Genomic DNA, 26,464 nt, shown 5'->3' on the forward strand with positions numbered 1-26,464 from the left:
TGGATTTCCGCCACAGAAAGAGGGCAAGAGTATGCACATGTTTACACACCATGTGTGTTGGAGGCCGAAGCGGGTGACTCACAGGTCGAATACTTTGTAGGGGTATCTCTTCTGTTTTCTGGCAACGAAGATGAGGCGCTAAATCTACTAACACGGTCAAGTCAAGGAAGCTACGCACCTAGTCATTTCGCACTTTCAGAAATATATAAAAAACGCGGTAACCTTGAGAAATCTGAGTATCACTTACGGCAATGCTTGAGCATTGGTCTACCAGCCCAGTGCGGTGGATAAACACATAACAAGCGCAAGCAATACGCTACGGCCTTACAGGCCTCCGCGGGACGCCCAACGCTATGCACCTTTGGTGCGGGTCGCTGTGCTCCCAGTTTCGCACCAAAGGTGCATAGCATTGGTCGCCCCTGTTGCGGGCGTTAAGTGTCATCATGGAAATCGAAGAAATATCGAAAATTGAGATACTGGAAAACGGGGAGATGTTTGTCGTACTCGCAAGCGGGGGAAAGCCGATGTATCAATATGTATATCGTGAGGCGGCCGAAGTTTATTGGGACAACGAAATAATGGGATTCAAAGCTCCCACTCCGAGAAAGTGGAGCCATTCGGTTTGGTTTAGGCACATTGTCAGTGTTGTAGCTTCTGGATTGGGCGTAGATTTAAAGCTGTCGAGTGCAACAAGCTGGGTTAATGTACCAGAAAAAACAAAGGCCGAAATTTGCGCTGTGTCAAACACTTAACAAGGCCGGGCAGTTTGCTCCGGGCCTTCGGCCCTTCGCGGGACAGCTTACCTTGTGCACGTTTTGCGCAGGTCGCTGCGCTCCCATTTTTGCGCAAAACGCGCACAAGGTAAGCTGCCCCTGCCGGCTGCGTTAAGCAATCACAAGAAATAGATGCTGAAAGATACACCAGAGAAAGATAGAGCTTATTTAAGGGTGGTTCCTGCCATTCTTATGCTCACCGCAGTAGTCAAGAAGAGCTATGACTCAGAACTATGGGCGGGGATAGGTTTGGTGGTTATTTTCTATCTGCTTCTAGAGTTGGTATATCACTGGGTCAAAATAGATAATTGGGTAAGCTCTTTACTTATTGTCGCTGTATGGATTTGGCCTGTTTATGATTGGTCAAGCTCATTTTACCAAGACATTGTGTCCGCTCTTTGGCCGCCAATCGTCGTAGTTTTTATCTTAGGGCGCCTGATAGGTTGGTGGCTAACATACAGCGCAGTCCGGCACCGAAGCAAAGATGCTTAACAAACACAGGCAGCAAGGCTCCGGCCCTTCGGGCCTCCGCGGGACGTCTTACCTTATGCACGTTTTGCGCGGTCGCTTCGCTCCCATTTTCGCGCAAAACGCGCATAAGGTAAGCCGCCCCTGCTGTGGGCGTTACGTGTCACAAGGAATCGAATGAATCTTCTCTTCGTATGTAGTGAAAATAGATTAAGAAGTCCAACTGGCGAGGAGGTGTTTTCAAAATATGAAAACATTAATGCTATAGGGTGTGGAACAAATTCTGATGCTGAAACCACAGTTAGCGGTGATTTGATTGAGTGGGCGAATATAATATTCGTAATGGAGAAGTCTCACCGGAATAAGGTGTCAAAAAAGTTTAAAGACCTTCTCAAAGATAAAAAGCTGGTATGTTTAGATATTCCCGATAATTACGATCGTATGGACCCCGTTCTTATCAGGTTATTGGAGAATAAGGTATCTAGGCATGTTCGCCTTCGGTAAACACGTAACAAAACAATCAACGCCCGCCAGCAAGCTGGCTCGGACCTCCGTTTCGGCGCTTCGCGCCTACACTGCGGCCCGTTATTGTAGGCGTTAAATGCCCAAGTTATCCGAAGAGCATATGAGCCAAGAACACCGAATAGAATTAGTAGAAAATTATGTATGTACAGTGTCCGTGGCCGGTAACTGCGGTGGCTATTTCATGTGGCAAAAAGGGCTGACAGAACAAACCGGTTCAAAAGACGGCATCTACTTCGAGTACAATGATCAAATTAATGGCGGGTACAATACAGCATCTCATTGCGTTGTAGAGAGTACTGGCTTGCGAGTTACGTTAGTTAGCACAGAAATTATATTTTTGGAATTTCCGAAAAATTTTAGTCAGCTTAAGGAGCTGGCAACCGCGCTAAAGATGGTATATGCAGAGTGCGAGGGTGCTTTAGAGTTCAGCATTTAACAAAGCCAGGCAGTTTGCTGCGGGCCTTCGGCCCTCCGCGGGACAGCTTACCTTGTGCACGTTTTGCGCGGGTCGCTGCGCTCCCATTATCGCGCAAAACGCGCACAAGGTAAGCTGCCCCTGCTGGCGGCGTTAAGGCAATGAAAACACAGCAACTGTGGTACTACATTACATTTTCAAGTCTGGCTGTAGTCTTGCTAATTAGTGCGTACTTTCTACATCTAGAGAGAGACTTCGTATCAGACCATAGAACTTTCAAAGGCTACATCGTGAATGATGAAGAGCTTTCGGGCTTCTTTGAATGTGGCGGAAAAATAGGAGTTAGTTTCACAGATGCGGGGAAAACAGGTATTTACAAAGAATATTCAGCTCGCAAGGTGAAGCTCCGAGAACCTATCTATGTAGAGGTTGTAGGTCGTATTACCGATGACGGAGGCTCGGGCTGGGGTATGGCTGGAGAACCTTGGGATCAAAACTTGGAAATTTTTGAGCTTCACCGTGTTGAAAGGCTGCTGCCTGTCGCTTGTGGCGCTCGCCCACCGATAGAGCTAGAAACAACATATGAGGGATAGCCTTAACAAGGTGCGGCAGCCGACGTCTTACTTTGTGCACTTTTTGCACGGTCGCTACGCTCCTATTTTCGTGCAAAAAGCACACAAAGCAAGCCGCGGCTGCGCACGGCGTTAAGTTTCCATGAGCAAGAAGCGTACTACTTTCGAAATAATCGGTGATCGGTACTTGGATACCCAGTTTGAATCCGAATACATCAATCAACTTGAAGTCGAATTGAAGCTGCGTGGAGTAACCGGTACAAAGCGGTTAATTTTAGAATATTTGGCGGCATCGAGCTTGTGGTGGAATGTTCTATGGTGGGAATGGGTTAGCCTTAACGAACTTGATGTAAAGCTAGGTTGGAAGCAAAATTTTGTTGTTTTTGGTTCTATCAGCTTGGCGGTTTGGTTTTTTCTTGGCTTTACCGCTGCAGTGGCAGCATTCATTGTGGTTCACATTGCTACAACGTGCCTCGGGTTCCTGCTGCGGCGAGGTACAGTAAAAACTTAACAAAGCCAGGCAGTAAAGCTCCGGGCCTCCGGCCCTCCGCGGGACAGCTTACCTTGTGCGCATTTTGCGCGGGTCGCTGCGCTCCTATTTTCGCGCAAAAAGCGCACAAGGTAAGCCGCCCCTGCTGGCGGCGTTAGGCTCCATGGATGAAAGTCATAGTTTTTACGATTACTCTACTTGTTTCGATTGCTTCGAACGCGACAACAACCATTTGGCGAGACTGTACCAAGAGTCTTTATGCCTTCCCTCTTGGTTTAAGCGAGAGTCGAGAAGTAGTAGAAATTTTAGATTACGAGTACGTGAAAAATTATATGAGGAGGAAAAACCAAGAGCGAGATGTTGCTATTAAAGAGCGAGGAGCGTTTCCCCTAAATAAAGTCTCAATAGAAAACTTAAGTGAGTCTGAATTGAAGGATCTCGCAAAAGCAGGCATTGAGTATGCCGGTAGGACAAAAAATATTCAGGAAATGCCATATTTTAAAAATATTGAGTCTGCAGATTCTGTAGTTGCTGGCCGTTCATATATTTTACTTGCTGAATTTATAGAAGCAGGCAAAGAAGTTGCTTCTGAAATAGACTATCCTGCTGAATTAATGAGCGCTAGTTTTACAACATGTGAAATAGATCATCAACTTACGTCGAAGATTTTTAGTCGAACTTTGCAAAGAATGGTTGAGCAGAAGGCGCATCGTGAAAAATAAGCCTAACAATTTGCTGCAGCCGACGTCGTACTTTATGCACTTTTTGCGCGGCCGCTACGCGTCCACTGTTGCGCAAAAAGTGCATAAAGTAAGCCGCCGCTGAGCAAGGCGTTAGGCACACAAATGCAGTCACCAATAATGCGATACATCTTTACTCTTACATTCTCGGTGATTGGGGCCTTTGGTCTTATGGCCTGGTATACATTTGATGGAGACGTTCCAGAAGGCCTTACCCCGTACGAAGGAAGCGTTACTTCCACAAAAGCTTTTGCAACTAGAAATAGTTACTCGGTTCAGTTCTCTCTATCCGGGAGCTCCAGGATTTTTTTGTACCCTAGTATTCTTCCCCATCCGCAAGGCATAAAAAGCAAGTTGGATTCATCAAGCAAGGTTTTTCTATTAGCCAAAGATGGTAATGTGTGGTCGCTAGAAATTGACGGGATCAAAGTGCTAACAGAGGAAGAGTCACTGTCAGCTAGAGATTCTAATAGCAGGATAGGATTGTGGTTTGGGCTAGTTTCTCTAGGTTTTGCAAGCTACCTGCAGCTAAGGAAAACGAGGTGCAGGTAAATGCCTAACAAGCAGCGGCAGAGCGACAGCCAACGCTATGCGCATTTTGTGTTACTCGCTGGCGCTCAAACATTAACACAAAATGTGCTCCGCGCTGGCTGCGCCTGCGCTGGGCGTTAAGCATAATGAGAATGTCGCAGCCGATTCATGCGTTAGTAGGGTGGTTTTCGACCTTTGCCGTGGTCGTATTGCTGGTATTTATTGGGCTGGATTTACTGGAACCGCTAGACATACATATCAATGAGTATGTATTTCTTGGGCTTGCAACAATAATTGCCCTCGTATATTGCTGGATGTTTGATAAATTTGTTCCCGCGAAGTGTTCAAATTCGGGATGTGGGGAGTTAATGTCTTACTGCATTAGCCGAGGCCAGTTCACTGCATCTTATAAATGTAAGTCTTGTGGGTGCTATATAGAGTCTCCTTTTCGGAGAGCGAAGTAGATTGCTTAACAAAGCCAGGCAGTACAGCTACGGGCCTTCGGCCCTCCGCGGGACAGCTTACCTTGTGCACGTTTTGCACGGGTCGCTGCGCTCCCAGTTTCGTGCAAAGCGCGCACAAGATAAGCTGCCCCTGCTGGCGGCGTTATGTTGCCAATACGTGAAGAGTAGCAATTCCCATGCGATTTTTACTTTTAAGCCTTCCGATATTATTGGCCACAGCATGTGCACACGACTTACATGGAAACTTTCAGTCTCATATGAGTAGCGGAGTTGGAGAAAGCATTGACGACCCTCACAACTGGGCAAGAAAAGACCGATTTGTGAGAGCTATAGAGCTGCCAGGAGGAAACATTGAAAACGAGTACAAGTTTCGAGGCAGCTGTAGATACTTTTATGAGTATGAGCCATCCTCTCGGGTGATTGTTGGGTGGCGTTTTGAAGGCAAAGAGGTAGATTGTGCTATTGCCCCATAGCTCCGCTTACAACATAACAAACGCAAGCAGGATGCTACGGTCCTGCGGGCCTCCGCGGGACGCCCAACGCTATGCACATTTTGTGCTGGTCGCTGCGCTCCCAGTTTCGCACAAAATGTGCATAGCATTGGTCGCCCCTGTTGCGGGCGTTAGGAATACTGGCAATGTTTCGCTCTGAGATGGAATCTCTAGATAAAATTATCATCGAGCTATCTAAGCCTCTAAGTAGTGATGATTGCGCACACTCATGGACTGAAGAATCTAGAGTGGCAATTCTCAAGTACTTTCAAGAAACTAGATCCGAAATCAAAGCTGGAAATAAATGTCCTGCGATTAAGGGGCTTGTTCGAGGTCTGGATGCATGGGGAGTATCAAGCGGAAGTCTTTGGGAGCAATGTATGGCTGCTAACCATCAGTTACGGGTCACGGGCCATGCGGAGTAATGTATTCCTAACAATCACAGGCAGTAAAGCTGCGGCCCTTCGGGCCTCCGCGGGACGGCTTACGCTGCGCTTCAGCCGCCCCTGCTGTGGGCGTTAACTGTCAGTGTTACTGAAACAATGTAGGTAGAATGGAAGTTCAAGAATTTGAGTTACAAGTAAGTTCACTGAGAATAGCCGTATTGGCTTTCCTCATGATATCGCCTGTAATCTACTCGTCGTTTTTGGCGGCACTAAAAATCGAGCCAGATTTTAGAGCTGAGTATGTTCTTTGGTCTGCCATGAAGACGTACGGGGTATGGTTCATAATTTTTCTGGTGCTTATTTTTACACCTGCATTACTTTGGGGGCTGGAAGGAAAGATCAGTGAGCGTGTATTTATTCAGCTAACGCATCCGCAAAGTATCTTTACAACGTTCTTTAATTATTTCTTGGGCTTAATCGCAATTTGCGCATCAATTCTCGTTCCAATATGGGAGCTTCGTAGGTGCGAAAATCAGCGTGTATAAAAACAGTTAACAAACGCAAGCAGGATGCTCCGGCCCTTCGTGCCTCCGCGGGACGCCCAACGCTATGCACATTTTGTGCGGGTCGCTGCGCTCCCAGTTTCGCACAAAATGTGCATAGCATTGGTCGCCCCTGTTGCGGGCGTTAACTAAGAAAAGTCGCATGATCCAAAGAATAATAATTCTCTCTTTAATTGTTCCGGCATTTTCATTCGCGCATGAACTCCCGGATATCTCCAAAGAGTGGAATCATCGCGTAGAAAAGTTTCAAGAATACGTGGTGAGCAATAATTGCTCAGATGCGATTGAAGAGTCGAAGGTGCTACTGGAAATAGACCCAGCAAGCACTGAAGCTATGTTTTACTTGTACTACTCCAGTAAGAAATGTGGAAGTGAGTTACCTGAATGGCTCGGCGAGCCATCTAGCTGGCCGAATGGCGCAGTTGAGGAACGGTACTACATTGGTCTGGCCCAGACACTTGGCAGTGAAAAAGTTAACAAAGCCAGGCAGTAAAGCTCCGGGCCTTCGGCCCTCCGCGGGACAGCTTACCTTGTGCACATTTTGCGCGGGTCGCTGCGCTCCCAGTTTCGCGTAAAAGGCGCACAAGGTAAGCTGCCCCTGCTGGCGGCGTTATACGTAATCCATGGAATACATCGCAATAACTACATCTACAGCTTCTTGGGAACTTTCCGAAGAAGAATTTTCCTCTGATGAATATCAACGGAGATTGGATGAATACATACAAAAGCAAAGGGAATTGGCATCAGAGTATGGAATGAACCATCACTGGACTGATTCTCAGTTTATCCGAAAGTCAAAATATGGCATTGTAAAATGCTCGAAATGCAATGATTGGACTATGGATCGTGTGGCCAATCCGTGTAGAGAAGACAATGTTGAAGCAATAAAAGACGGTGCATTTTTTGAAGGTAGTATTTTGTGTTGTGAGTGTTTGCCGGAGGGGCACCGATGGTCTTCGTAGCAACGTATAACAATCGTAGGCACAGGGATAAATTCTCCGCTGCGCTCCAAATTTCCCCGTGCTACGGGCGTTAAGCATTTGAGAAATTATGCAAAGTATTAACCAAGACCAAGAGATTTTAGAAAAAGAGTTCGAAGGGGACTCTGATCGAGCCGCCGCAATTGTGGGCGCATCATACTTAGATGAACTACTAAAAGAGCTTCTGATTCAATTTATGGTTGACGATTCCAGCCAAAATAACAAAGCTCTTTTTTCCGGTACTGGCCCAATAAGCAGCTTTAGTGCGCGAATTAATTTGGCGTATCGCTTTGGTGCAATTTCGAAATTTGAAAAAAAGACTCTGCACGGTATTCGCGGCATACGCAACGAATTTGCGCATAAGCTATCCGGAGCTTCATTTCAAGAGGAAAGTATTAGGCAGCGCTCCATAAACTTATCCATCCCACGTGAACTGTTAATGCCAAAACATATTCCCATTCCAGGCACTCTGGATGAGAAAGTTCCACTTCCAAAAATTATAAAAGCTAGCGAAGATGATCCTCGTGCTATTTATCAAGAAGCAGTGATTCATATCGCTCAACTACTGCGGTCGAGGCAAATCTATTGTTCATTAAATAAGGTTCAAGAGTGTGAAGATTATAAATCAGCCACTGAACCCGCTCAGCAAGTTGCCGAAAAATTCAAAAACCTTATGGAAAGGCACAAAGCATTAGTTCAAAAACTGCAAGATAAAGACCCTTCCATACTAGATAAAGATCCATCAATACTAGAAGATCTAAAAAAAGATATAGAATTTAACGATGTAATGTTACGGACTCATAAATTTATTGTGGAGCAATCCAAAAAGGCGCACGAGCAAGGGAATTATGCTTAACAAAGCGCTGCAGAGGGACGGCTTACTTTGCGCACTTTATGCGCAGTCGCTTCACTCCATCTTTGCGCATAAACCGCACAAAGTAAGCCGCCCCTGAGCGCGGCGTTATATGAGTACGGATAGATGAAGATACTCAACCGATGTGTAAAAGACTTGACAATGGAAAATCCAAAGCAAGCTGTCTTGCTTCAAGCTGTTTGCTTTATTGGTTTCTGCACAGTAGTTCACTTTTTACTGTCAGTTCTGAATGACCATGACCCTAGTATAATTTTAATTGGAATCTATATTGTTGGGTCATTCTTAGCTGCTGCGCTTAAGGTTTTAATGGACCGGAGCGCCGTTGAATCCGGAGAGAACCCATTCATATAACAATGCCAGGCAGTATGCTACGGGCCTTCGGCCCTTCGCGGGACAGCTTACCTTGTGCACGTTGTGCGCGGGTCGCTGCGCTCCCATTTTTGCGCAAAACGTGCACAAGGTAAGCTGCCCCTGCTGGCGGCGTTATGTTTTGAGGCTCCCTAAGTGAGCAAAAGAAAAGTAGTAATACTTACAATTTTTCACTTCGTCGCTGTTTGCCTACTTTGGGCCGGCGCGCTCGTTGTAGCACTCGGCTTTGGTTTTGAAGAAAATTGGGGCGTATTGGAGTACTCGGCAACCGGATTTATAGCTTCTGGATTGGCCATAATGGCTCTACCAACTTGGGTTATCGCTAGTTTTGGCCCTCCTGATTGGGCCTACATTCCTCTAGTCAGCTTGCAGCTTGTCATTAGCTACTTAGAGGTAAAAATTGCTTGTAAGGTTTGGTCCTGGTGGCAGTCCCGTGAAAAAACATAACCAGGCCAGGCAGTACGCTCCGGCGCTGCGCGCCTCCGCAGGACGGCCTGCGCAATGCGCTTCGCGCAAAAAGCGCTACGGCCGCCTCTGCTGGCAACGTTAGGCAAATGTATGAAATATTCTGAGAACAGAAAAAGTCACAATAGCCTGAAGGTGATCTCAAAAATTCTTAATGAATGGGATCCATTGGGCGTCTCAAAATATGTTGCAGACGAATATGATATGTATATAGGTGGGCTCATATATGAGCTTGATCGAGGCTGCAATGTTAAGGAAATGTCAGAGATCCTAGACGGTATAGTTAGAGGTCGTATGGGTGTTCGCCCCAATTCCGATTCAAACTATATAGCAGCTTCAAAGCTTCTTGAGCACTGGAGAAAATTTGAAATCGCATCCGAATAGATGCCTAACAATCACAGGCAGTAGTGCTCCGGCCCTTCGGGCCTCCGCGGGACAGCTTACCTTGTGCACTTTATACGCAGGTCGCTTCGCTCCCATTTTTGCGCATAAAGCGCACAAGGTAAGCCGCCCCTGCTGTGGGCGTTACGTGCTAAGGGATCATCGTGTCATCTGACGATTGGTACAGAAATAAAGATTGGAACGAATCTATCGAAGAGCATTTCTACTCGAAATTGAACCGAGCAAGAACTCAACGAGATCAGTATTTGGTAATCCAAGCCCTCACTTTAGCTGACAAGCATCCGGAGGTGTCAATTCGTTTGGTTGGTGAGTACTTTGAGTCAAGAAAAAACCAATCTGACGACGTTCGCGCTTTGTTAGCAAAAGCAAATGCATTTGTCGCGCTAGATGATATCGAGAGCTGCATTTCCACCTTTAAAGAGATGCTTGAGCGAGAAAGAGAATTTCCAAATCACCAGACTGGGGTGTACCTAGATTATCCATATCTGGTGGCAACTCAGAAAATAGAACATGAGTACGCCAATGCACTTGATGTACTGAATGAGCATTTTGATAGACTCACGTTTCCTTTGGAATATTTTAAATGGCATGCTTCTAAGGCATTAATAAAAAATGATGGTTCAGAAGCTAAAAAGGCACTTGATGCGGCAAAAGTTAAGAAATCTGGATTTCGCTTTCATCAAGATGTTGGTTTGGTGGGTAAAGAACATGAAAAAACAATCAAACATCTGTGCAAAATCAGCACGTAACAAGTGGCTGCTAGGGACTGCATTACGCTGCGCTCCATGCAGCCCCAGAGCCAGGCGTTATGCGGCATAAAGAATGAAGAACGTGGCATTTGGAATTTTCGCTACATTGTTCGTACCGTGTGCGTTGGCATGTGAGTATCCTGTACCTACAATAATCCCGCCAACCTCTCCTGAGGGGAGTTTCCAGTATATCTATCCAGAAACCGGACCAAATTATGAAAAAATCGCAGGTAGCGCTAACCTGGCAGTAGTAAAAATACTGAAAGTGGCTGGTGAAAAAGACTATCCAGACGTTGTGATTGTTGAATTACTACATGGCTGGGGATATCAAAGCGGTAGGTATATGAAGTACCTGAATCCAAAAACCTCGTGTGGTAGCACCAAAGTTGCGGAAGTCGGTTGGTATGCCGCTGTAATAGAGCGGGGAAAAATTGCTAATTTGGTTCCCTATAAAAATGTTGAGCCATATCTTAAGCAGCGGGGGAGGCCCGAGTATGTATACTCCGCAATCGGACTCCGAGGCGGCAGCGCATAACAATGCGCAGCAAAGGGACGGCTTACTTTATGCACGTTTTCCGCTGGTCGCTGCGCTACTATTTTCGCGCAAAACGCGCATAAAGTAAGCCGCCCCTGTGCGCGGCGTTAGGCATTCAAATGAATTCAGTGTTTCTGGCAAGGTGTATAGCCTCGGTCGAAGTAATCGCGGCACTAATTTGGCCGGGCGTTTATCTGCAAGGGTGGTATGCCAGGGAGCACTTATTCGAAAATGGTTGGCTGCTGCTATTCGCCTTTTCTGGCGCAGTCTTCCTTTCAGCTCCACTTCTATCTTTGGTGGGTGCATTTTATAAAAAGCGTTGGGCTTGCCTTACATTAATGATTTTTCCGGTAATAGCGTTCTTATATGGAATATCAGCGATCCCTTACATATCACACGTGGCGCCAATCGGAATTCTTCGAACATTTGCGTTATTGGTAATTAACGGGGGGCTTATCGTTATACTGGTGGCAGTATACCGACAGTGGAGGCGGGAAAATGCCTAACAAACGCAAGCAGGATACTACGGCCCTTCGGGCCTCCGCGGGACGCCCAACGCTATGCACATCTTGTGCGGGTCGCTACACTCCCAGTTTCGCACAAAATGTGCAAAGCATTGGTCGCCCCTGTTGCGGGCGTTATGTGATTCGGAGACTATCTAGTGATTTACGGTTTATGCGGTATTGTCTTTTTCGTTTGGGTAATCTTCTTCGGGGGAGCTAGCCGATTGGAGAATACGTTCGTCGGTTACTTTGAGTTCGGCCCAGCTGGAGAGAAAGCCATCTATATAAAAATGATATCTTGGATCGGCCTGGTATTTTCTGTGGGAGTCCTGTTTTTTGGCAGTTCTAGCTAGGCATGAGCGAGTACCACATAACAAACGCAAGCAGGATGCTACGGCCCTTCGGGCCTCCGCGGGACGCCCAACGCTATGCACATTTTGTGCGGGTCGCTGCGCTCCCAGTTTCGCACAAAACGTGCATAGCATTGGTCGCCCCGGTTGCGGGCGTTATAAACCAAAGTCACAAGAATAAAGAGGTACTTCAATGAATATAAGTTTGACGGTCATCGGGCAATTCATAACCATATTTGCGGTAGTGATAGCTGCTGTCAGCTACTACCTTGGTAGACGTAAAACCGAGACTCCAGTATTAGCTGCGTTGCTTGGAGCAGTGTTCTCTATCATTCCAATTTTTGGTCTAGTTTATGTTGTTTTTTTAATGTTCAAAAAAGACCTGCCGCGAGATAGTGAGACTCCAGCGTAATTCGGTTTATAACAAGGCGAGGCATTTCGTTTCGGCCCAGCGGGCCTTCGCCGGACAGCTTACTTTGTGCACTTTATGCGCAGGTCGCTTCGCTCCCATTTTTGCGCATAAAGCGCCTAAAGCAAGCTGCCGCTGCTCGCGGCGTTACATTTCTCAATGAGTATTCTCAAGATACATAGAGCTGCTGCCTGGATATGTTTGGGGCTATTCCCGATTGGTTTTTTAATCGGTGGTTGGGAGGATTCCTATGAGCAGACTCAAAAAGGGATTAAATATATGTTCATGGTGGGAGGCATATACCTCCCATTTTACTGTGCAAGAGTGATCCATCTAGGCAGAATGCCATTAATTGGCTATCCAAGTACTGTTTTGGAAAAGCAAAGAGATCCGGTACTATTTTGGTTCCTAATAGGTCTGTATATTTTCACCGCCATCGTTGGCGTAACCACGCCACTTCGGTGAAATGTAACAAGCGCAAGCAGGAATGCTCCGGCCCTTTGGGCCTGCGCGGGACGCCCAACGCTGTGCACCTTTTGCGCGGTCGCTGCGCTCCCATCATCGCGCAAAACGCGCACAACATTGGTCGCCCCTGTTGCGGGCGTTAAGTGTCAGATCAAGTTATGAGCGAAATACTGGTAGTTGCAGTGGTTATTTCGGAATTTATTTCGCTCTATTTGATCGGTAGGTTGTGGCGCTCAAACGAATATCCTTTGATCAAAATTCTGGTTTCGTTGATTGCGTTCATTCCAGTTTTAGGTCCGCTGCTGTATGTTTTCGTAACGGATAGCACTCCGCCACAACCTACTGAAAACCAGAACCGTAAAGGGTATGGCGGGTACACTCAGAAATGGATCAATGAGAGGGGATTCTGGAAAAGAGCCATCCAGGAGCGAGAAAACAAGTCCAAAGAATGTGCCAAGAACACTTAACAATCACAGGCAGTGAAGCTCCGGCCCTTCGGGCCTCCGCGGGACGTCTTACCTTATGCACGTTTTGCGCGGTCGCTTCGCTCCCATTTTCGCGCAAAAAGCGCATAAGGTAAGCCGCCCCTGCTGTGGGCGTTAAGCTTCAATCGAATATGGAGGAGGAAATATGGGAAAAACGGAAGAAGAAATTTTAGAAAGCGGAGAAAACCTCGTCAAAAAGTCTAGACTATTTTTGCAGTGGGGATCTGTGGCAGCGCTTTCAAGTATTGGGGCTGTTTTCGTTCTAATTTTTATCGGGTCTTCTTTAACCGACGTTCGATTCAATGAAATCCTTTATGAACATCTAGCGGCTGCCATAGGTGTGCCGCTTTCAGCTTTAACCGCGCTTGCATTAGTTATGGCTCTCGAAAATGTTGCAGGCAATATAGAGCTTGAAACCTTTGGTCTAAAATTTAAAGGCGCGTCGGGTCCCATAATAATGTGGGTCATCTGCTTTTTGGCTCTTGTAGCAGGCATCAAAGCATTATGGTAAAAAAGCTTAACAAGGCTGTCATAGGGACATTTTTTGCTACGTTCCGTTTTGGGGTGGCTTCGCCATTTTACCCCAAAACTCCACTACACAAAAAATGCCCAATACAGCGGCGTTAAGTGTCAGTACCTATGAAATCAATTGGAACAATAATAATCGTAGCTCTGCTTGTTTTTTCAGCTACTACGCTCGCTCAAGCTAATTGTATATCCGAAGCTTCTGCGCACCGTTCAGTTGAGGTAAAAATTGAAAGTAGTGCTTCGTGTACAAAATTGAATTGCACTAATGTAAAAGCAAGAAATATCCAGTCAGCATTGGCCATCTGCCATCAAACAGAAAAAGACTTCAATTTCTGTGGCTGGCATGAAAAAGGTAGGATTCGACACGTAGAAATGTTTCAGCCTGAAGATGGTGTCTATGAGGTGAGCATCGAGAAATGCCACACTTAACAATCACGGGCAGTGAAGCTCCGGCCCTTCGGGCCTCCGCGGGACGGCTTACCTTATGCACGTTTTGCGCGGTTCGCTTCGCTCTCAACTTCGCGCAAATCGCGCATAAGGTAAGCCGCCCCTGCCGTGGGCGTTAGCAATCTTTAGAGAGCAAGGATGTTCAAATTATTTAAAATCACTACGCTAGCTATATTTTCCCTTGCTGGGATCTATATCTTGGGCTTTGAGTTGGGCAGGGGGCTTGGGAATCCCCAAGTGTTCGAGGAAAACTACGTACTTTTATTGGGTATTTTGTGTAGCGTAATCTTCGCGGTTTCTTGGCTTGTATCAGAGGTCCGTCGGGGCTCTAAAGCAGCTGAAATGTAAGCGCCAGCCTATGTACAGATATCCAATTGCTAACAAGGCCAGGCAGGATGCTCCGGGCCTTCGGCCCTCCGCGGGACAGCTTACCTTGTGCACATTTTGCGCGGGTCGCTACGCTCCTATTTTTGCGCAAAAAGCGCACAAGGTAAGCTGCCCCTGCTGGCGGCGTTAGGGGGTCTAATGAACGATCTCGATGTCTTAAACAAGATTGCGTCGAATCTCACCGAAAGAAAAGGCGCTGCAGTACTAAGTGATTTTGACGTGCTCGTAAGTAACATCCAGTTCGTACACCACGCATTGAGCACAGCTACGGGCCATCTCAAGGCCGGCCAAGACAGTCTCTCTGAGTCATTAGGCCACGACGTAGAAATAAGCTCACCTTACAAGGCTGGCGAAAATCTAGAAGCCTTTCCTAAAATTGTCAGGAGCCTACTTGGCAATGGTCGCGCAATCATTGACCGGGTAGTGACTGAGACAAAGCCAGATAGCTATGAGAGCAGAAATAGGGGTGACTTTTCCAACATCCCTAAAAAGACTTTCAATGACTACAGCAATCTACTGACCCTTTCTAGGCAGCTTATTGATAGCCTTACTGCCGATGCGTATCAGTTATTTTTGCTCGATCCAAAATCATTTAACTACCACGTCCTTGTTTCGCTAAATAGCTTCAACAAGTTCGCCACAAAATCTCTGACCCAAGCTCTGTTTAATTCGGAAATACTTTCCGCATTACAAGAATTTGAGCAACTCAACTACAACCAATGGGCCTCTTCACACATCACAAGCTGCGCTCATACCAGCTTCGGAAAGAAAGTCGACTTTCTTCTTACCTCTATCCCAAACAACAACGTCCCACCCAGTCTCGCCGATGACTTGAAGAATCTGTTCAAATTTTCTTCTGAGTTTGCCCATATTGGCTACGTATCCACTTTTTTTACTAGCGCCCCTCATGCAGAGATTGTCCTCGGCAGTAGCTATGGGCCGATATTGCCAAGCACCGAGAATTTTAGCGAGCTAAAGTACGAGATTCTTAAAACAGTTTGTGATTTTCTGTCACATCTGTACATTCCGGCAATTGTTAGCTGCGCAAATAAGCTACTCAATTCCACCCAAGCTCAGAGCGCAGCTTCAGAGTTGCAGTCGGCATCGGAAAATCTGATTCGCGCAATCAAGACTAGGAACTCAACTTACTTCTTTTTCATAAAAGATGGCCTCATTGGTTCAAGTGAGATTATTCCACTAACCTGCATGTGCCGAACAAAGCGTCAATGGGAACCTCCACATCACGACTATGAGCTGTACTGCAAGTCCTGCGGCAGCGGGTTCCATCTAATGTCAATACAAGGTGAGGGCTACGTTTTTACCAGCGCCGGTCCAATTAAGATCATTGGCTCAAAAGTTCCTGACATCAACGACATGAGTCAAGAGGAGCGCGACCGGCTTATGCAGGCTTGGGCGGAGAGGATGAGCGCCGGTACGCCCCCCTAACAATTCGTTCAAGCCGATGCCGCTTCGCGGCACGGCTTAACTCAGGCGTTAAGTGTCCTTTAAGGAGTTACCGTGGGAAGGAAGTATCGTAGAAGAAAGAGCGCCGGTGCATCAATTTTAAGAGACACTTCTTCTATTGCGGCATCTGGAGCTCCCTTAAAGGTGTTTTTGTTTGGAGTTGTGGGCTTTCTTGGTTTGTACTTTGGATTTCCGCTTTTCCTTGAGGGTGTTATCGCCAGCAATGGCGAAAAAGGGCTCATGGGTGGAGTGGCTACAATCATTGAGCGCAGGATAATATGGTCTGAAAGGCTCGGGATTGCTGTCTTTTTACTTTGTACCGGGTTCGCTTTGTTTCGAAGATTTAGCGATCGAAAAATCGGAAAACAATCACAGAAGATCTCCGTGGTCGTAGCTAAGGCCGCATCCAGGAGCATCGAGAAAAACACTTAACAATCACAGGCAGTGAAGCTACGGCCCTTCGGGCCTCCGCGGGACGTCTTACCTCGTGCACATTTTGCGCGGGTCGCTACGCTCCCATTTTCGCGCAAAATGCGCACAAGGTAATCCGCCCCTGCTGTGGGCGTTATGTGTAAGCCACTATGGAAGCATTGAATAAAAAATTGGCGCTAGTCCTTTGGTCTGAAGATGAAAATGGAGAAGAGGATGTAGCAGTCTTCTCAGGAATTCTTGTTTCCAGAGATGGAGTGTACTTTCTAGAAAAATGTGACAGTAAAAATCCAGAACTCCTGGCGGAGTGGCTTGAACGAATCAGGCCGGTTAGTGAGGATTTAAAGGAGACTTTGTTAGGTTGTGATTACCAGCTAGCGCTATCTGTCGGCAAAGTAAAAGGCGGCCAAAGTATGGAAAGCTTTGGTGGATTGAAATGGCCGGAATGAATACACATAACAAGCCAATCAACTCCGCGCCTGCGGCGCCGGACAGCTTACACTTCGCTTTTCTGCGTTTCAGCTGCCGGTTATTGGGACGTTAAGTGTCAGTAATGTCAGAGCAAGAAATAGCATTTTTACTGGTCGGCTTATTTGTGCTCCTGTGTGTTGCGTTTTACGCTCACAAAAAGAGAAGTAAGCCTTGTGAAAAGTGTGGCGACGGAATGTTTCTTGCCAAGCTTGAAGATCCAGCTGGTATCAATGTAAAACCCAAAATCACTCTGTCGCTATATGCTGGCCCCAGAAAGTACAAAGAAACATGGCAGTGTAAAAATTGTGGAGAGCAAAAGGTTGTGAAGTACTGGGGAAGTTAGTGCGTGCCAGACCCAACACTTAACAAACGCAAGCAAGATGCTCCGGCCCTTCGGGCCTCCGCGGGACGCCCAACGCTATGCACATTTTGTGCGGGTCGCTGCGCTCCCAGTTTCGCACAAAATGTGCATAGCATTGGTCGCCCCTGTTGCGGGCGTTAAGCGAGAATAATAATATGAGCGATGAATCAATATACTTAGAAGCAACAGAAGAGTTTGAGGGACCTAATAGGTGCCCAGCATTGTGGGCCAAAGCATTGGCTTTGTGTGATGGAGAGCATGATCGCGCAAAATTTCAGTACGTAAGATTGAAGGTTGAAAAATTATCTGATTCGGCAGTAGAAAAAGGGAATGAACCTATTCGTCCTGATAGCGCTGATTTAAATGAATATAATAGTGAAGAAACGTCACAAAAAGATGTCTATCAAAGTGATCCCGTAAATCGATTGTGGATAAGTGAGAAAGGCGAAAAATATACATACGCCAAAATCTTTGATGGAGAAATCGGTTTAGCAAAAATATATTGGGTATATGGCGTTCTTGTAGGGTTTGCCGCGAGTATAATAATTTCTTCTCTAAACAGTACCAGAGAGATGGCCGCCCTGTTATTTATATATGCAATTTATGAAACGCTGGTTCTAGTGGGAACTTGGAGGTCGGCAAGTCACTATGGTGGCCCAAAGCTATGGGCAATTCTGGCGAAATTATCAGTTTTTGTTAGGTGGTGTGGCGTATTATTCGCAGCCATTACTTTGTTCAAACTATGGTCCGCTTAACAAGCAGCGGCAGGGCGACAGCCAACGCTGGGCGTTAAGCCACATGAGGAAGTGATGAGAAAGTATTTATTTATCGTATTTTTCATGCCTTCCATAGCTCTCGCATGCTTACCTTGTAAAGAGCGAGATCTACAGATTAAGAAGTATCCGGTTTTCCTTTTTGAAGATACGAGTAAATTTGATGTCAAAGCAGTCGAGGGCTTGGCTAAGTTAGAAATTGGGGCTGATGGAAAAGTAACGTCCGTTGAGCTTATAAGCAAAAATTCTGACACGGTTCCAGATTCAGTTCTTCTTAAAGTAATTTCAAAAACTGAGTTTGTGCCCAGGTTAGAAAATTGCAAATTGGTAGATGTGAGTAACTATGAGTTTCAGTTCTCTATCGAGGTGTAGCGGCTTAACAAAGCAATGCAGCCGACGTCTTACCTTGTGCACTTTTTGTACGTCGCTGCGCTCCCATTTTCGTGCAAAAAGCACACAAAGTAAGCCGCGTCTGATTGCGGCGTTAAATGTATGAATGAGACATTGAGATATCTAATATTTTTCATGTTGACAACACCTGCACTTGGGTGGGCAGCTGATTGTGATAAGGCCAAGATTTCATATTTGCTTGAAACAGCGGCAGCGCAAGAAAATATCTACGCTGTCCAATTTGCACTAGATCTTGGTGCTAATCCAAACGGCGTAACAGAAGCAATATCCATTAAGTGTTTTGCAGGTATGCCAACAGCTTCACCTGTAATGCACGCGGCTTCTCACGAAGATACAGGCATTCTAAAGTTATTGCTAAAAAATGGTGCTTCGGCAAATGTAGGTTGCTGCGATTCCTCAGCTCTACAAATAGCAAATGAAAACAAAAACCCAGAAGCAGCGAAATTACTTAAAGAGTATGGCGCAAACTACTAACACATTTAACAAGGCCATTAACTTCGCGCCTATCGGCGCCGGACAGCCTACGCTGCGCTCCGGCTGCCGGTTGTGGCGGCGTTATGCATAGGTCAGATATGAGACGCTTTTTACTGGCATCTGGAGTATTTTTTTTATCGCAGCTCTGTTTTGCTGATATGGATTTTAAGATAGCTCTCGTTCGAGACAGCATCTTTTTAAACGGGGTGGAGACTACATTAGAGTCAATTGAAAGAAAATTGGAAGCTCCATCAAGCCGTATATATCTGTATTTTGAGGATGGCGATGAAGTTGCTTACGTTTCTGTAATCCTTTACGCAACTGAAAACGATCACGAAATATACTTGTCGGAGAATAAAGATTTCTCTGCTGTGTTTCCCCTAGAAGGCGAAAAAATAGAGGGTGCCAAGTAATGCATAACAAGGCCGGGCAATTTGCTCCAGGCCTGCGGCCCTCCGCGGGACAGCTTACCTTGTGCACGTTTTGCGCAGGTCGCTGCGCTCCCATTTTTGCGCAAAACGTGCACAAGGTAAGCTGCCCCTGCCGGCAGCGTTAGGTGACCTAATTTCCCACTGAAAGTAGACACCCTGTATAGTTAGTTTTCGGCCTAACATGGAGGTGTATCATGGGTAAGAAGAAGGTGTGGTAAAAATACTTGATCGGCGGCTCTGTTTTCCGTTTCTGCGCTGTAGCCCTCTGTTTATTACCGGGATCCAGGGGCGCTAAAGCGCCTCCACCACGACCGGCACCCCATTCAATGCAGCATTTCCGGATACCTCATCTACAAGATGATCGTCCGTGAGGTCGTTTTTATTAATGCCGGGATTCGTTTTCGCCACCCTCAGCTGAACGCCATCCAGGTCGTGTCCCCACCCATGCGGTAAGCATACCGAGCCCGGCATTATGCTATCGGTGATCTCAACCACTACATTGAGCTGGCCAACGCGCGACCGGACTTTCGCTTTGCTGCCATTTTCCAATTTCAGCGCCTCGGCATCCATAGGATGGATATACAGGCCGCAGCGGTCTTTGCCTTTGACCAGGCGCTTGCTGTTATGCATCCACGAATTATTGGTGCGCAGATCGCGGCGGCCGATCAGTTTTAGCTCTGGCTTTTCATGTAGTGAGGCTGCGTATTCTTTCAGTCGCTCCAGGTCGCTAATAAAAGGAGCCGGCATCATGTGGATTTTCCTGTCTTCGGTGAACAAGAATTCAGGAAGGCAGGGCTGGAGGGGGCCGAGGTTCAGGCCATGGGGGTATTCCTTGAGTTTCTCCAGGGTCAAACCCTCATCGTGGTGTGTCACTTCCTGGCCGTTGTACTCGTCAAAGCTTTCAGCGTAGGGGCCCGAGCGCAGTGCATAGTCCAGCACTGTTGTGAGCGGCAAAGGCTGTTTGCTGGTTTCTCCGGTTTTGATCCGTGTTATGCGACGGATGAGGCCATTCATGATGTCCCAGTCGGAGCGTGTGCCTTCCTCATGGGGAAATAGTGGCTCAGAGAACTTCGCGACGTTATGCACCGAGAGCAGGTTGAACACCAGGTCATATTGCTCGTGTTCCAATGGTCCCGTGGGCGGCAGGATGATATCGGCGTGACGGGAGGTTTCGTTCAGGTAGAAATCCAGCGACACCATGAAGTCCAATCCGCTCAGGCCCTGTTCCATCAGGCGGCCATTGGGCGTGGACAACCCGGGATTGCCGGCAATGCAGATGAAGCCCCGTACTTGTCCCTCGCCTGGGGTGGTCATTTCTTCTGCCATTGTGGTCGCCGGCAGTTCCCGGTTGAATTCCGGAAGGCCGCGTACGCGGCTGTGGTAGGTGGCGAAGCTGCCCGCCTGACTGGGTTTTACACCGGAGTCCACAGCGGGCTTGGTAAACATCATGCCGCCGCGGCTATCCAGATTGCCGGTGATAATATTCAGCACATTGATCAGGTAGTGATTCAGGGCGCCGAAGGCTTGCGCCGAGATACCCATACGTCCGTAGCAGATGGCTTTATCGGCTGCTGCGTACTCTTCTGCGATGCGCTCGATCTCTGATTCCGGAATGCCCGTAATCTGCGAGATTTCCGACATGGGGAAGAGGTTGAAGGTGTCCAGTAATTCGCCCCAGTGGTCCATCATGCCTTGCAGGCGCCCGGGCTTGTACAGTTCGTTGCTGATGACATGCTGGATCAGGCCAATCAGGAAGAATGCGTCGGTTGTGGGGCGAATGAAGTGGTGTTCCTGCGCATACATCGCTGTTTCGTTTCTGCGTGGGTCGATCAGAACCAGTTTCCCGCCGCGCTTATGAATGCCTTCCAGTCGCTTTAGAATATCCCCGCCGGACATCAAGCTGCCATTGGACGCTGCGGGGTTGGCTCCCAGCATCAGCATATAGTCGGTGTGGTCGATGTCGGGGATGGTAAATGCCTGCGCGTGCCCAAACATCAGATGAGAGCACAGTTGGTGCGGCATCTGGTCAAGGGACGCTGCAGTAAAGATGTTTCGAGTATTCAGTGCTTTGCGCAGCTTGTTCGAGGCCATCAGCAGGCCCAGGTTGTGGGACGTCGGGTTACCCCAGTAGCCGGCGACGGCATCGTCACCGTAGTTTTTCTGTACCCTCGCCAACCCTTCTGCCGCATAGTCCAGGGCTTCGTCCCAGCTGACTTCAAGCCACTGGCCATCGACCTTGCGAAGGGGCTTTTTCAAGCGGTCCGGGTCGTTGTGCAGGTCCTGCAATGAATAGCCTTTCGGGCAGATATGGCCCCAGCTGTGCTGGTCCTTATCATCACCTGAGATCGCTATGATCTTGCTACCACGGTATTGTATTTCAATGCCGCACATGGCTTCACACAAGGTACAGCTGCGGTAGTGTGTTTTAACCGGCAGTTTTTCTTCTGCTGCGGCTTCTGTTTCGGCGGCTTCGCGCGCATTACGAATGATCCGTAACATATTGCGCACACTGGTTTCTTTACGGCGAGGGCGCCCGTCCTTATGGCCATTGTTCTGTTCGTGTTTATCCAGCAATCGCCAGTCAGAGTAATTTATATACTCGACGTTACGTTCCGAAAGAATGGCTGCAACATCCTGTTCGATAGGATCGAGTGTTTCAGGAAGCGTGGAGGTCAGTTGCGTTACGGTTTCTGTTGCGCAGTGTTTGTTCGAGCCGATAACGCCGCTGGCGCCACGCTTGATCCAGCCGGCGACATATTCGTTGCCATCTTCGGGGTTCACCCGCGCGCTGTTGTTGCTAATAACGCCGCGGCGCTCATCAAATGGCAGGCCTTCTACAGGCTCCCCGCGATAGCCGGTAGCGTTGATGATCAAACCCACATCAAGAGTGTGCTGTTCCCCTGTCGGTATTGCATTGATTCGTCGCCCATTACGCTCCAGCCGGGTGCGCACAAACCGGAGTTGCTTGCTACCTGCGGATTCCTCGATGGACTCGGGGCTGCTCAGGAACATTAGGCGAATACGCCTGGTGGCCGGGTTTTTACTCAGTGGGCGCTGTGCGATGTCGCGTAGCAGTGCAATGTTTTGGCGGGCCTCACTAAACTCCGGTTTGCTCAGGTCTGCTTCTGATTCGGCATCCAGATCGAGGTCGGACGGGTCGACGACAATATCCAGGCTTTCAATGCCGACAAGCTGCTCCAGTTCCTTTGGGGTGAACGCTGCCTGTGCCACACCGCGACGGGCCAGCAGGCACACCTCCTTGATTCCGCTGTCACGCAGAGCCATCAGGGATTGATCGGCGATATCGGTTTTGGCCAGGTCGGCATGGGGCAGTGTCAGAATCCGCGCGATATCCAGTGCAACGTTACCAACGCCGATGATGGCCGCGCGATGGGCTGACAGGTCGGGTGAAAGGGCCTGGTGATCCGGATGGCCGTTGTACCAACCGACAAATTCCGACGAGCCGAAGATATTGCCCAGATCTGCGCCGGGAATTGTCAGTGCACGGCTTTTTGAACCGCCGGTTGCGTATACAACGGCATGATAGAGCGACTTCAGCTCCTTGGTGGAGAGGTCCTGGCCAATTTTCACGTTGCCGAAAAAGCGGACCTGCGGGCTTTCGGCAATGCGTTCAAAGCTGGCGCTTACGGACTTTATGCGGGGGTGGTCTGGTGCTACGCCATAGCGGACCAACCCAAAGGGTGTCGGCAGTTTTTCAAAAATATCCACGGTAGCGGTGGGCATGGATTTCAGAATGGCTTCCGCGGTGTAGAACCCGGAAGGGCCGGCGCCTACCACCGCAAAGTGGCCACCCGCGGCGGCGTGTTCACTGGCCGCGGCCTGCTGGTGAACGCTCTCACGTATTGCCGGCAGCTCTCTCGCCATTTCCGCATTCATGGTGATGTATTGCTGCTGCCCTGCGGGCACGGCGCTCTCGGGGAAAATTGCGCGCTCGGGGCATTCGGTCAGGCACGCATTACAGTCGATACAGGCCTCGGGATCGATATAGAGCATATCGTCGCCCTGGCGAAAGGCTTCTACGGGGCAGACATCCACACAGTTGGTGTGTTTGTGGTTGATACAGGCCTCGGTAACGACGTACGCCATGGTGCGGTTCCCTCAAACGCTTCCGGTGAGTGATTATTCTGGTTCGATGGGGATAGTAGGCACTCGGCGCCGGGATGTATTGACAGTTTTCGCGCATTGACATTTTGTGCCATGCGCCAAATACTCGATGTCATGTCAGCACCCGTGGTCATGCCTACAAGTTTTATTGCCGTATTGCAGCGCTATGTCGCCGCAAGGCAGCTGCCTGCCGTCGATTTACAGGCCCGTATGGCGGCTTACCAGACCAGGAATGCAATGGCTAACCGGGAGTTTGATCAGCTGCTGGGCGCGATACACCGGTTGGACCCGGTTCCTGGGCTGGGGATAAAAATCGGGCAGATGATCGAGCCGAAAGACTTTGGCATCGTTGGGTACCTGCTTGCGTCGTGCAGTAACCTGGTGCAGGCGTTAACACGCTATGGGCGATACCAGGCCCTGGTGTCATCAGCGTTGAGCACGCAGGTGGAAGTGGGCAGTGACGCCATTCGGCACCGCTGGCAATTGCACGATGTGGACACGGTCAGTTCTTACGAATTCAGTACCGCAGTGTTTGTCCGCCTGTATCAAAGCCTGATTGGAAAGCCCGTCGCTCCCGTCAAAGTGGGACTGCCATTTGCTGAGCCGCAGAATGCCGACGTATATGAAACCCTGTTTGATTGTCCCGTAGAGTTTGGTACCGAAAGCCTGGTGGTTGATGTTCCCGCCAAGGTGATGTGGATGACCATCTCAACGAGTGATCCCTACATGCGGAAGATTTTCGACCGACAGGCGGAAGCCATGTTGGATGCGGAGGCAAAAGCTAAAGGCGAGGTGCTCCCGGGAAGCGTCGAGGACTTTTTTGAAAGTTTGCAGCGGCACCTGTTAATGGCGATGAAAGATGGCGACACCTCGGCCAAGACGGTGGCGGCGCAGATGGGCTACTCACTGCGCAGTTTTTACCGGCTATTGGCATCCGAGGGGTACAGTTACCGCAGTATTGTTGCGGGATTGAGGCGACGCCTGGCCAAAAAATATTTGCAGGACGAGTCCCTTTCCTATGCCGATGTGGCAATGCTGTTGGGGTATTCGGAGCAGAGTGCGTTTGCCCGCGCATTCAAGGACTGGATGGGCATGACGCCGGGGGAGTACCGCAGGCAGTTGTAATATTGCCAGCCGCGGTGACGGTGTGCGGTGGGGTTAGCCTGCAATATCGAAAACAAAAAAGCCCCGATCTTTTGCAAGATCGGGGCTTTTTGTATATGGCGCACTCGGAAGGATTCGAACCTTCGACCGCTCGGTTCGTAGCCGAGTACTCTATCCAGCTGAGCTACGAGTGCGTTGTTGTGGTTGCGAACTATAGTGACTTGCCTTCGCTTCGTCAAGTCTTTTTTAAAGGTTTTTTTCAAAAACTCTTTAAAAATCCGCAAGTTACCGAGCTTGGTGGCTGTCCGCAGATGCCCGCTTCAACTCGATAGGGCGCGCATTCTGCCGTGCTGCTTCGGTCTTTGCAAGTACTTTTTTGGGCTTTTTTGAGGCCCCGTTTCGCGCCATGGTCCACCGGTCGGATATGCCGGGTTGGTGCACGGATTTGCGGTACCAACTGCCCCGGTAGCCCCGGTCAGGCCGCGTTTATGTCCGTGTGCGGAAAGTCGGCGTGGTGGCTGTCGGCAGGTTGCATCTGCTCGGCAAAGGCCTGTTCGAGCAGTTCCCGGTCCCGGTGGCGCTTGATCCGCTCGAAAAAAATGGTGGCCTCCGGGTAGCTCAGCTTGAGGTAGGCGAGCCACTGCTTGATCCGGTTGCCCAGGTACTTGGCGGGGTAGAGGTCCTGGGTGGTCGAGTAATAGTCGTAAAGCAGGGCGGCGACCTGGTGCCACTGGAGCGGCTGGTAGTCGCGGCCGTCACTCAGGGCCTGTATCTGCAGCCCGATGTCTGGACGCGCCAGCAGGCTGCGACCGAACATAAAGGCGTCACAACCGGTTACTTCGCGGCAGCGTTTGAAGTCGTCCAGTGTCCACAGGTCACCATTGGCGATCACTCTTATGCCCAGCTGTTCGCGAATTTCACCGATGTATTCCCAGTAAGCCGGTGGCCGGTAGCCATCGACCTTGGAGCGTGCGTGGACAGCGAGCTCCGAGGCTCCGCCGGCCTCGGCGGCGCGGGCGTTGTCGAGGTAGCTGCTGCGGTCCTGGTAACCCAACCGGATCTTGGCGGATACCGGGATCTCTGCAGGCACGGCATTGCGCACCGCGGCCACGATGTCCTCAACCCGTGACGGGGACTGCAGCAGGCAGGCACCACCGTCGCTGTTATTGACGGACTTTGCCGGGCAGCCGAAGTTCAGGTCGATGGATTTTGCGCCCACCTCAACCGCTTTGGCGGCGTTGTAGGCCATGGCCTTCGGGTTGCCACCGAGCAACTGGAGCTTGACCGGCGTGCCATTCGGGGTGGTTGCGCCCTGGTCGAGCTCCGGGCACAGCCGGGTAAAGACCCGCCGCGGCAGTCGGGTGTGCGTGACCCGGACAAACTCAGTGACGCAAATGTCCACGCCGCCAATACGGGAAAGCAGGGCGCGCACATGGTGATCGATGACCCCTTCCATTGGCGCCTGATAGATCGTCGGGCGCACCGGCGTTGCCTGTGCTGGCTTGCTCTGTCTCGGGTACTGCGGGTGTTGCATGGGCTTCTAGCGGAGTATGGCTTGGTTAGGGCCGGGTATTGTACGAAATTCCGGATCGCACTGTGCAATTATTCGGCAGTGGGGTCCGTCTGGGCTGAGTGGTTGAAATTGGTAGCGAAAATGGAGGAAATCATCGGTATCTGGCGGGTTCTTGGTTGCTTCTGTAACTAATAAGTGTTTGATTTCTAAGGGTTCTTGTATTGATAATATCGCCCGCAAAATCGGAACAGATCGATAAAAATCAAATAGCGAGGGAATACAAGTGCAAGAGTCACTGATGCAGCAAGGTCTGGATATCACGCTGTTCGGCATGGGGATTGTATTTACTTTTCTGCTGGTTCTGGTGATCTGCACCACTGTCATGTCCCGCGTTATCACGCGTTTCTTTCCAGAGGCTGAGCCCGCTGTGGCACCGGCTGTTTCCGCCGGCGCTGCCGGCGACGAACGCCTGAAGAAAATTATCAAGGCTGCGATCGAGCAGCACCGGAACAGGCGCGGCTAGCTGCGCGCCGCGAAAATAA

32 protein-coding genes and 1 tRNA gene are annotated in these 26,464 nt (G+C 49.0%); 30 read left to right on the forward strand and 3 right to left on the reverse strand.

Annotated elements, in window-relative coordinates:
• Positions 1-443: 443 nt before the first annotated feature.
• The 28 genes from GTQ55_RS06085 (at position 444) to GTQ55_RS06200 (ending at position 19,162) form a co-directional block, all read left to right on the forward strand.
• Positions 444-752: a hypothetical protein gene (locus GTQ55_RS06085; RefSeq protein ID WP_161857928.1), complete on the forward strand. Its 309-nt coding sequence runs from the start codon at positions 444-446 to the stop codon at positions 750-752.
• A 153-nt stretch (positions 753-905) separates the two neighbouring features.
• The gene (locus GTQ55_RS06090) at positions 906-1,265 is read left to right on the forward strand and encodes a hypothetical protein (protein WP_161857929.1); all 360 of its coding nucleotides are present in this window, start codon (positions 906-908) and stop codon (positions 1,263-1,265) included.
• A 153-nt stretch (positions 1,266-1,418) separates the two neighbouring features.
• Positions 1,419-1,745 (forward strand): low molecular weight protein tyrosine phosphatase family protein, encoded by a 327-nt coding sequence (locus GTQ55_RS06095; protein ID WP_161857930.1) that lies wholly within the window; start codon positions 1,419-1,421, stop codon positions 1,743-1,745.
• Positions 1,746-1,866: 121 nt separating this feature from the next.
• Positions 1,867-2,202, forward strand: coding sequence for a hypothetical protein (locus GTQ55_RS06100; RefSeq protein ID WP_161857931.1), 336 nt, complete (start codon positions 1,867-1,869; stop codon positions 2,200-2,202).
• Between the two features lie 140 nt (positions 2,203-2,342).
• Entirely contained in the window at positions 2,343-2,774 is a 432-nt protein-coding gene (locus GTQ55_RS06105; RefSeq protein WP_161857932.1) for a hypothetical protein, read from the forward strand.
• A 121-nt stretch (positions 2,775-2,895) separates the two neighbouring features.
• Complete coding sequence (locus GTQ55_RS06110) at positions 2,896-3,264, forward strand: hypothetical protein (RefSeq protein WP_161857933.1); 369 nt, start codon at positions 2,896-2,898, stop codon at positions 3,262-3,264.
• A gap of 146 nt (positions 3,265-3,410) precedes the next feature.
• Positions 3,411-3,965, forward strand: a complete 555-nt coding sequence (locus GTQ55_RS06115; protein ID WP_161857934.1) for a hypothetical protein — start codon at positions 3,411-3,413, stop codon at positions 3,963-3,965.
• A gap of 2,057 nt (positions 3,966-6,022) precedes the next feature.
• Complete coding sequence (locus tag GTQ55_RS17900; protein WP_237567851.1) at positions 6,023-6,400, forward strand: hypothetical protein; 378 nt, start codon at positions 6,023-6,025, stop codon at positions 6,398-6,400.
• A 160-nt stretch (positions 6,401-6,560) separates the two neighbouring features.
• A complete protein-coding gene (locus tag GTQ55_RS06120) occupies positions 6,561-6,911 on the forward strand; it encodes a hypothetical protein (protein ID WP_161857935.1) in 351 nt (116 codons plus the stop codon).
• A 130-nt stretch (positions 6,912-7,041) separates the two neighbouring features.
• Complete coding sequence (locus tag GTQ55_RS17905; RefSeq protein ID WP_237567852.1) at positions 7,042-7,380, forward strand: hypothetical protein; 339 nt, start codon at positions 7,042-7,044, stop codon at positions 7,378-7,380.
• Positions 7,381-7,468: 88 nt separating this feature from the next.
• Positions 7,469-8,254, forward strand: coding sequence for a hypothetical protein (locus GTQ55_RS06125; protein WP_161857936.1), 786 nt, complete (start codon positions 7,469-7,471; stop codon positions 8,252-8,254).
• A 522-nt stretch (positions 8,255-8,776) separates the two neighbouring features.
• Positions 8,777-9,088, forward strand: a complete 312-nt coding sequence (locus GTQ55_RS06130; protein WP_161857937.1) for a hypothetical protein — start codon at positions 8,777-8,779, stop codon at positions 9,086-9,088.
• A gap of 111 nt (positions 9,089-9,199) precedes the next feature.
• Positions 9,200-9,490, forward strand: coding sequence for a hypothetical protein (locus GTQ55_RS06135; protein WP_161857938.1), 291 nt, complete (start codon positions 9,200-9,202; stop codon positions 9,488-9,490).
• 161 nt (positions 9,491-9,651) lie between these two features.
• Positions 9,652-10,257: a hypothetical protein gene (locus GTQ55_RS06140; RefSeq protein WP_161857939.1), complete on the forward strand. Its 606-nt coding sequence runs from the start codon at positions 9,652-9,654 to the stop codon at positions 10,255-10,257.
• A 73-nt stretch (positions 10,258-10,330) separates the two neighbouring features.
• Complete coding sequence (locus GTQ55_RS06145) at positions 10,331-10,792, forward strand: hypothetical protein (RefSeq protein WP_161857940.1); 462 nt, start codon at positions 10,331-10,333, stop codon at positions 10,790-10,792.
• 1,046 nt (positions 10,793-11,838) lie between these two features.
• Complete coding sequence (locus GTQ55_RS06150; RefSeq protein ID WP_161857941.1) at positions 11,839-12,057, forward strand: hypothetical protein; 219 nt, start codon at positions 11,839-11,841, stop codon at positions 12,055-12,057.
• Between the two features lie 156 nt (positions 12,058-12,213).
• The gene (locus GTQ55_RS17910; protein ID WP_161857924.1) at positions 12,214-12,519 is read left to right on the forward strand and encodes a hypothetical protein; all 306 of its coding nucleotides are present in this window, start codon (positions 12,214-12,216) and stop codon (positions 12,517-12,519) included.
• Positions 12,520-12,677: 158 nt separating this feature from the next.
• Positions 12,678-12,986 (forward strand): hypothetical protein, encoded by a 309-nt coding sequence (locus GTQ55_RS06155; protein ID WP_161857942.1) that lies wholly within the window; start codon positions 12,678-12,680, stop codon positions 12,984-12,986.
• 163 nt (positions 12,987-13,149) lie between these two features.
• Positions 13,150-13,515: a hypothetical protein gene (locus GTQ55_RS06160; RefSeq protein WP_161857943.1), complete on the forward strand. Its 366-nt coding sequence runs from the start codon at positions 13,150-13,152 to the stop codon at positions 13,513-13,515.
• A 128-nt stretch (positions 13,516-13,643) separates the two neighbouring features.
• Positions 13,644-13,961 carry a hypothetical protein gene (locus GTQ55_RS17915; protein WP_237567853.1) on the forward strand — a complete coding sequence of 106 codons (318 nt, stop codon included), beginning with the start codon at positions 13,644-13,646 and terminating at the stop codon, positions 13,959-13,961.
• 543 nt (positions 13,962-14,504) lie between these two features.
• The gene (locus GTQ55_RS06165) at positions 14,505-15,812 is read left to right on the forward strand and encodes a hypothetical protein (RefSeq protein ID WP_161857944.1); all 1,308 of its coding nucleotides are present in this window, start codon (positions 14,505-14,507) and stop codon (positions 15,810-15,812) included.
• Positions 15,813-15,884: 72 nt separating this feature from the next.
• Complete coding sequence (locus GTQ55_RS06170) at positions 15,885-16,262, forward strand: hypothetical protein (protein WP_161857945.1); 378 nt, start codon at positions 15,885-15,887, stop codon at positions 16,260-16,262.
• Positions 16,263-16,411: 149 nt separating this feature from the next.
• Entirely contained in the window at positions 16,412-16,708 is a 297-nt protein-coding gene (locus GTQ55_RS06175) for a hypothetical protein (RefSeq protein WP_161857946.1), read from the forward strand.
• 104 nt (positions 16,709-16,812) lie between these two features.
• Positions 16,813-17,073 carry a hypothetical protein gene (locus GTQ55_RS06180; protein WP_161857922.1) on the forward strand — a complete coding sequence of 87 codons (261 nt, stop codon included), beginning with the start codon at positions 16,813-16,815 and terminating at the stop codon, positions 17,071-17,073.
• 173 nt (positions 17,074-17,246) lie between these two features.
• Positions 17,247-17,846 carry a hypothetical protein gene (locus tag GTQ55_RS06185; protein ID WP_161857947.1) on the forward strand — a complete coding sequence of 200 codons (600 nt, stop codon included), beginning with the start codon at positions 17,247-17,249 and terminating at the stop codon, positions 17,844-17,846.
• 54 nt (positions 17,847-17,900) lie between these two features.
• Complete coding sequence (locus GTQ55_RS06190) at positions 17,901-18,236, forward strand: hypothetical protein (protein ID WP_161857948.1); 336 nt, start codon at positions 17,901-17,903, stop codon at positions 18,234-18,236.
• Positions 18,237-18,356: 120 nt separating this feature from the next.
• Entirely contained in the window at positions 18,357-18,749 is a 393-nt protein-coding gene (locus GTQ55_RS06195; protein ID WP_161857949.1) for an ankyrin repeat domain-containing protein, read from the forward strand.
• Between the two features lie 83 nt (positions 18,750-18,832).
• Positions 18,833-19,162 (forward strand): hypothetical protein, encoded by a 330-nt coding sequence (locus tag GTQ55_RS06200; protein ID WP_161857950.1) that lies wholly within the window; start codon positions 18,833-18,835, stop codon positions 19,160-19,162.
• 309 nt (positions 19,163-19,471) lie between these two features.
• Here the strand turns inward: GTQ55_RS06200 and GTQ55_RS06205 are convergent, their stop codons facing one another.
• Positions 19,472-23,287: a molybdopterin-dependent oxidoreductase gene (locus tag GTQ55_RS06205; RefSeq protein WP_183946716.1), complete on the reverse strand. Its 3,816-nt coding sequence runs from the start codon at positions 23,285-23,287 to the stop codon at positions 19,472-19,474.
• A 150-nt stretch (positions 23,288-23,437) separates the two neighbouring features.
• Here GTQ55_RS06205 and GTQ55_RS06210 point away from each other — a divergent pair, with 150 nt between their 5' ends.
• Positions 23,438-24,430 carry an AraC family transcriptional regulator gene (locus GTQ55_RS06210; protein WP_161857951.1) on the forward strand — a complete coding sequence of 331 codons (993 nt, stop codon included), beginning with the start codon at positions 23,438-23,440 and terminating at the stop codon, positions 24,428-24,430.
• Positions 24,431-24,526: 96 nt separating this feature from the next.
• On the opposite strand, the gene GTQ55_RS06215 is transcribed toward GTQ55_RS06210, so the two are convergent.
• Together GTQ55_RS06215 and GTQ55_RS06220 are read right to left on the reverse strand one after the other, a co-directional pair.
• Positions 24,527-24,603, reverse strand: a tRNA-Arg gene (locus tag GTQ55_RS06215).
• Positions 24,604-24,884: 281 nt separating this feature from the next.
• Positions 24,885-25,865 carry a tRNA dihydrouridine synthase gene (locus tag GTQ55_RS06220; protein WP_183946718.1) on the reverse strand — a complete coding sequence of 327 codons (981 nt, stop codon included), beginning with the start codon at positions 25,863-25,865 and terminating at the stop codon, positions 24,885-24,887.
• Between the two features lie 355 nt (positions 25,866-26,220).
• Here GTQ55_RS06220 and GTQ55_RS06225 point away from each other — a divergent pair, with 355 nt between their 5' ends.
• Positions 26,221-26,445, forward strand: a complete 225-nt coding sequence (locus GTQ55_RS06225) for an OadG family protein (RefSeq protein WP_161857953.1) — start codon at positions 26,221-26,223, stop codon at positions 26,443-26,445.
• Positions 26,446-26,464 lie beyond the last annotated feature (19 nt).

Origin of the sequence: Microbulbifer hydrolyticus (genome assembly GCF_009931115.1) — a bacterium.
Lineage (GTDB): Bacteria > Pseudomonadota > Gammaproteobacteria > Pseudomonadales > Cellvibrionaceae > Microbulbifer > Microbulbifer hydrolyticus.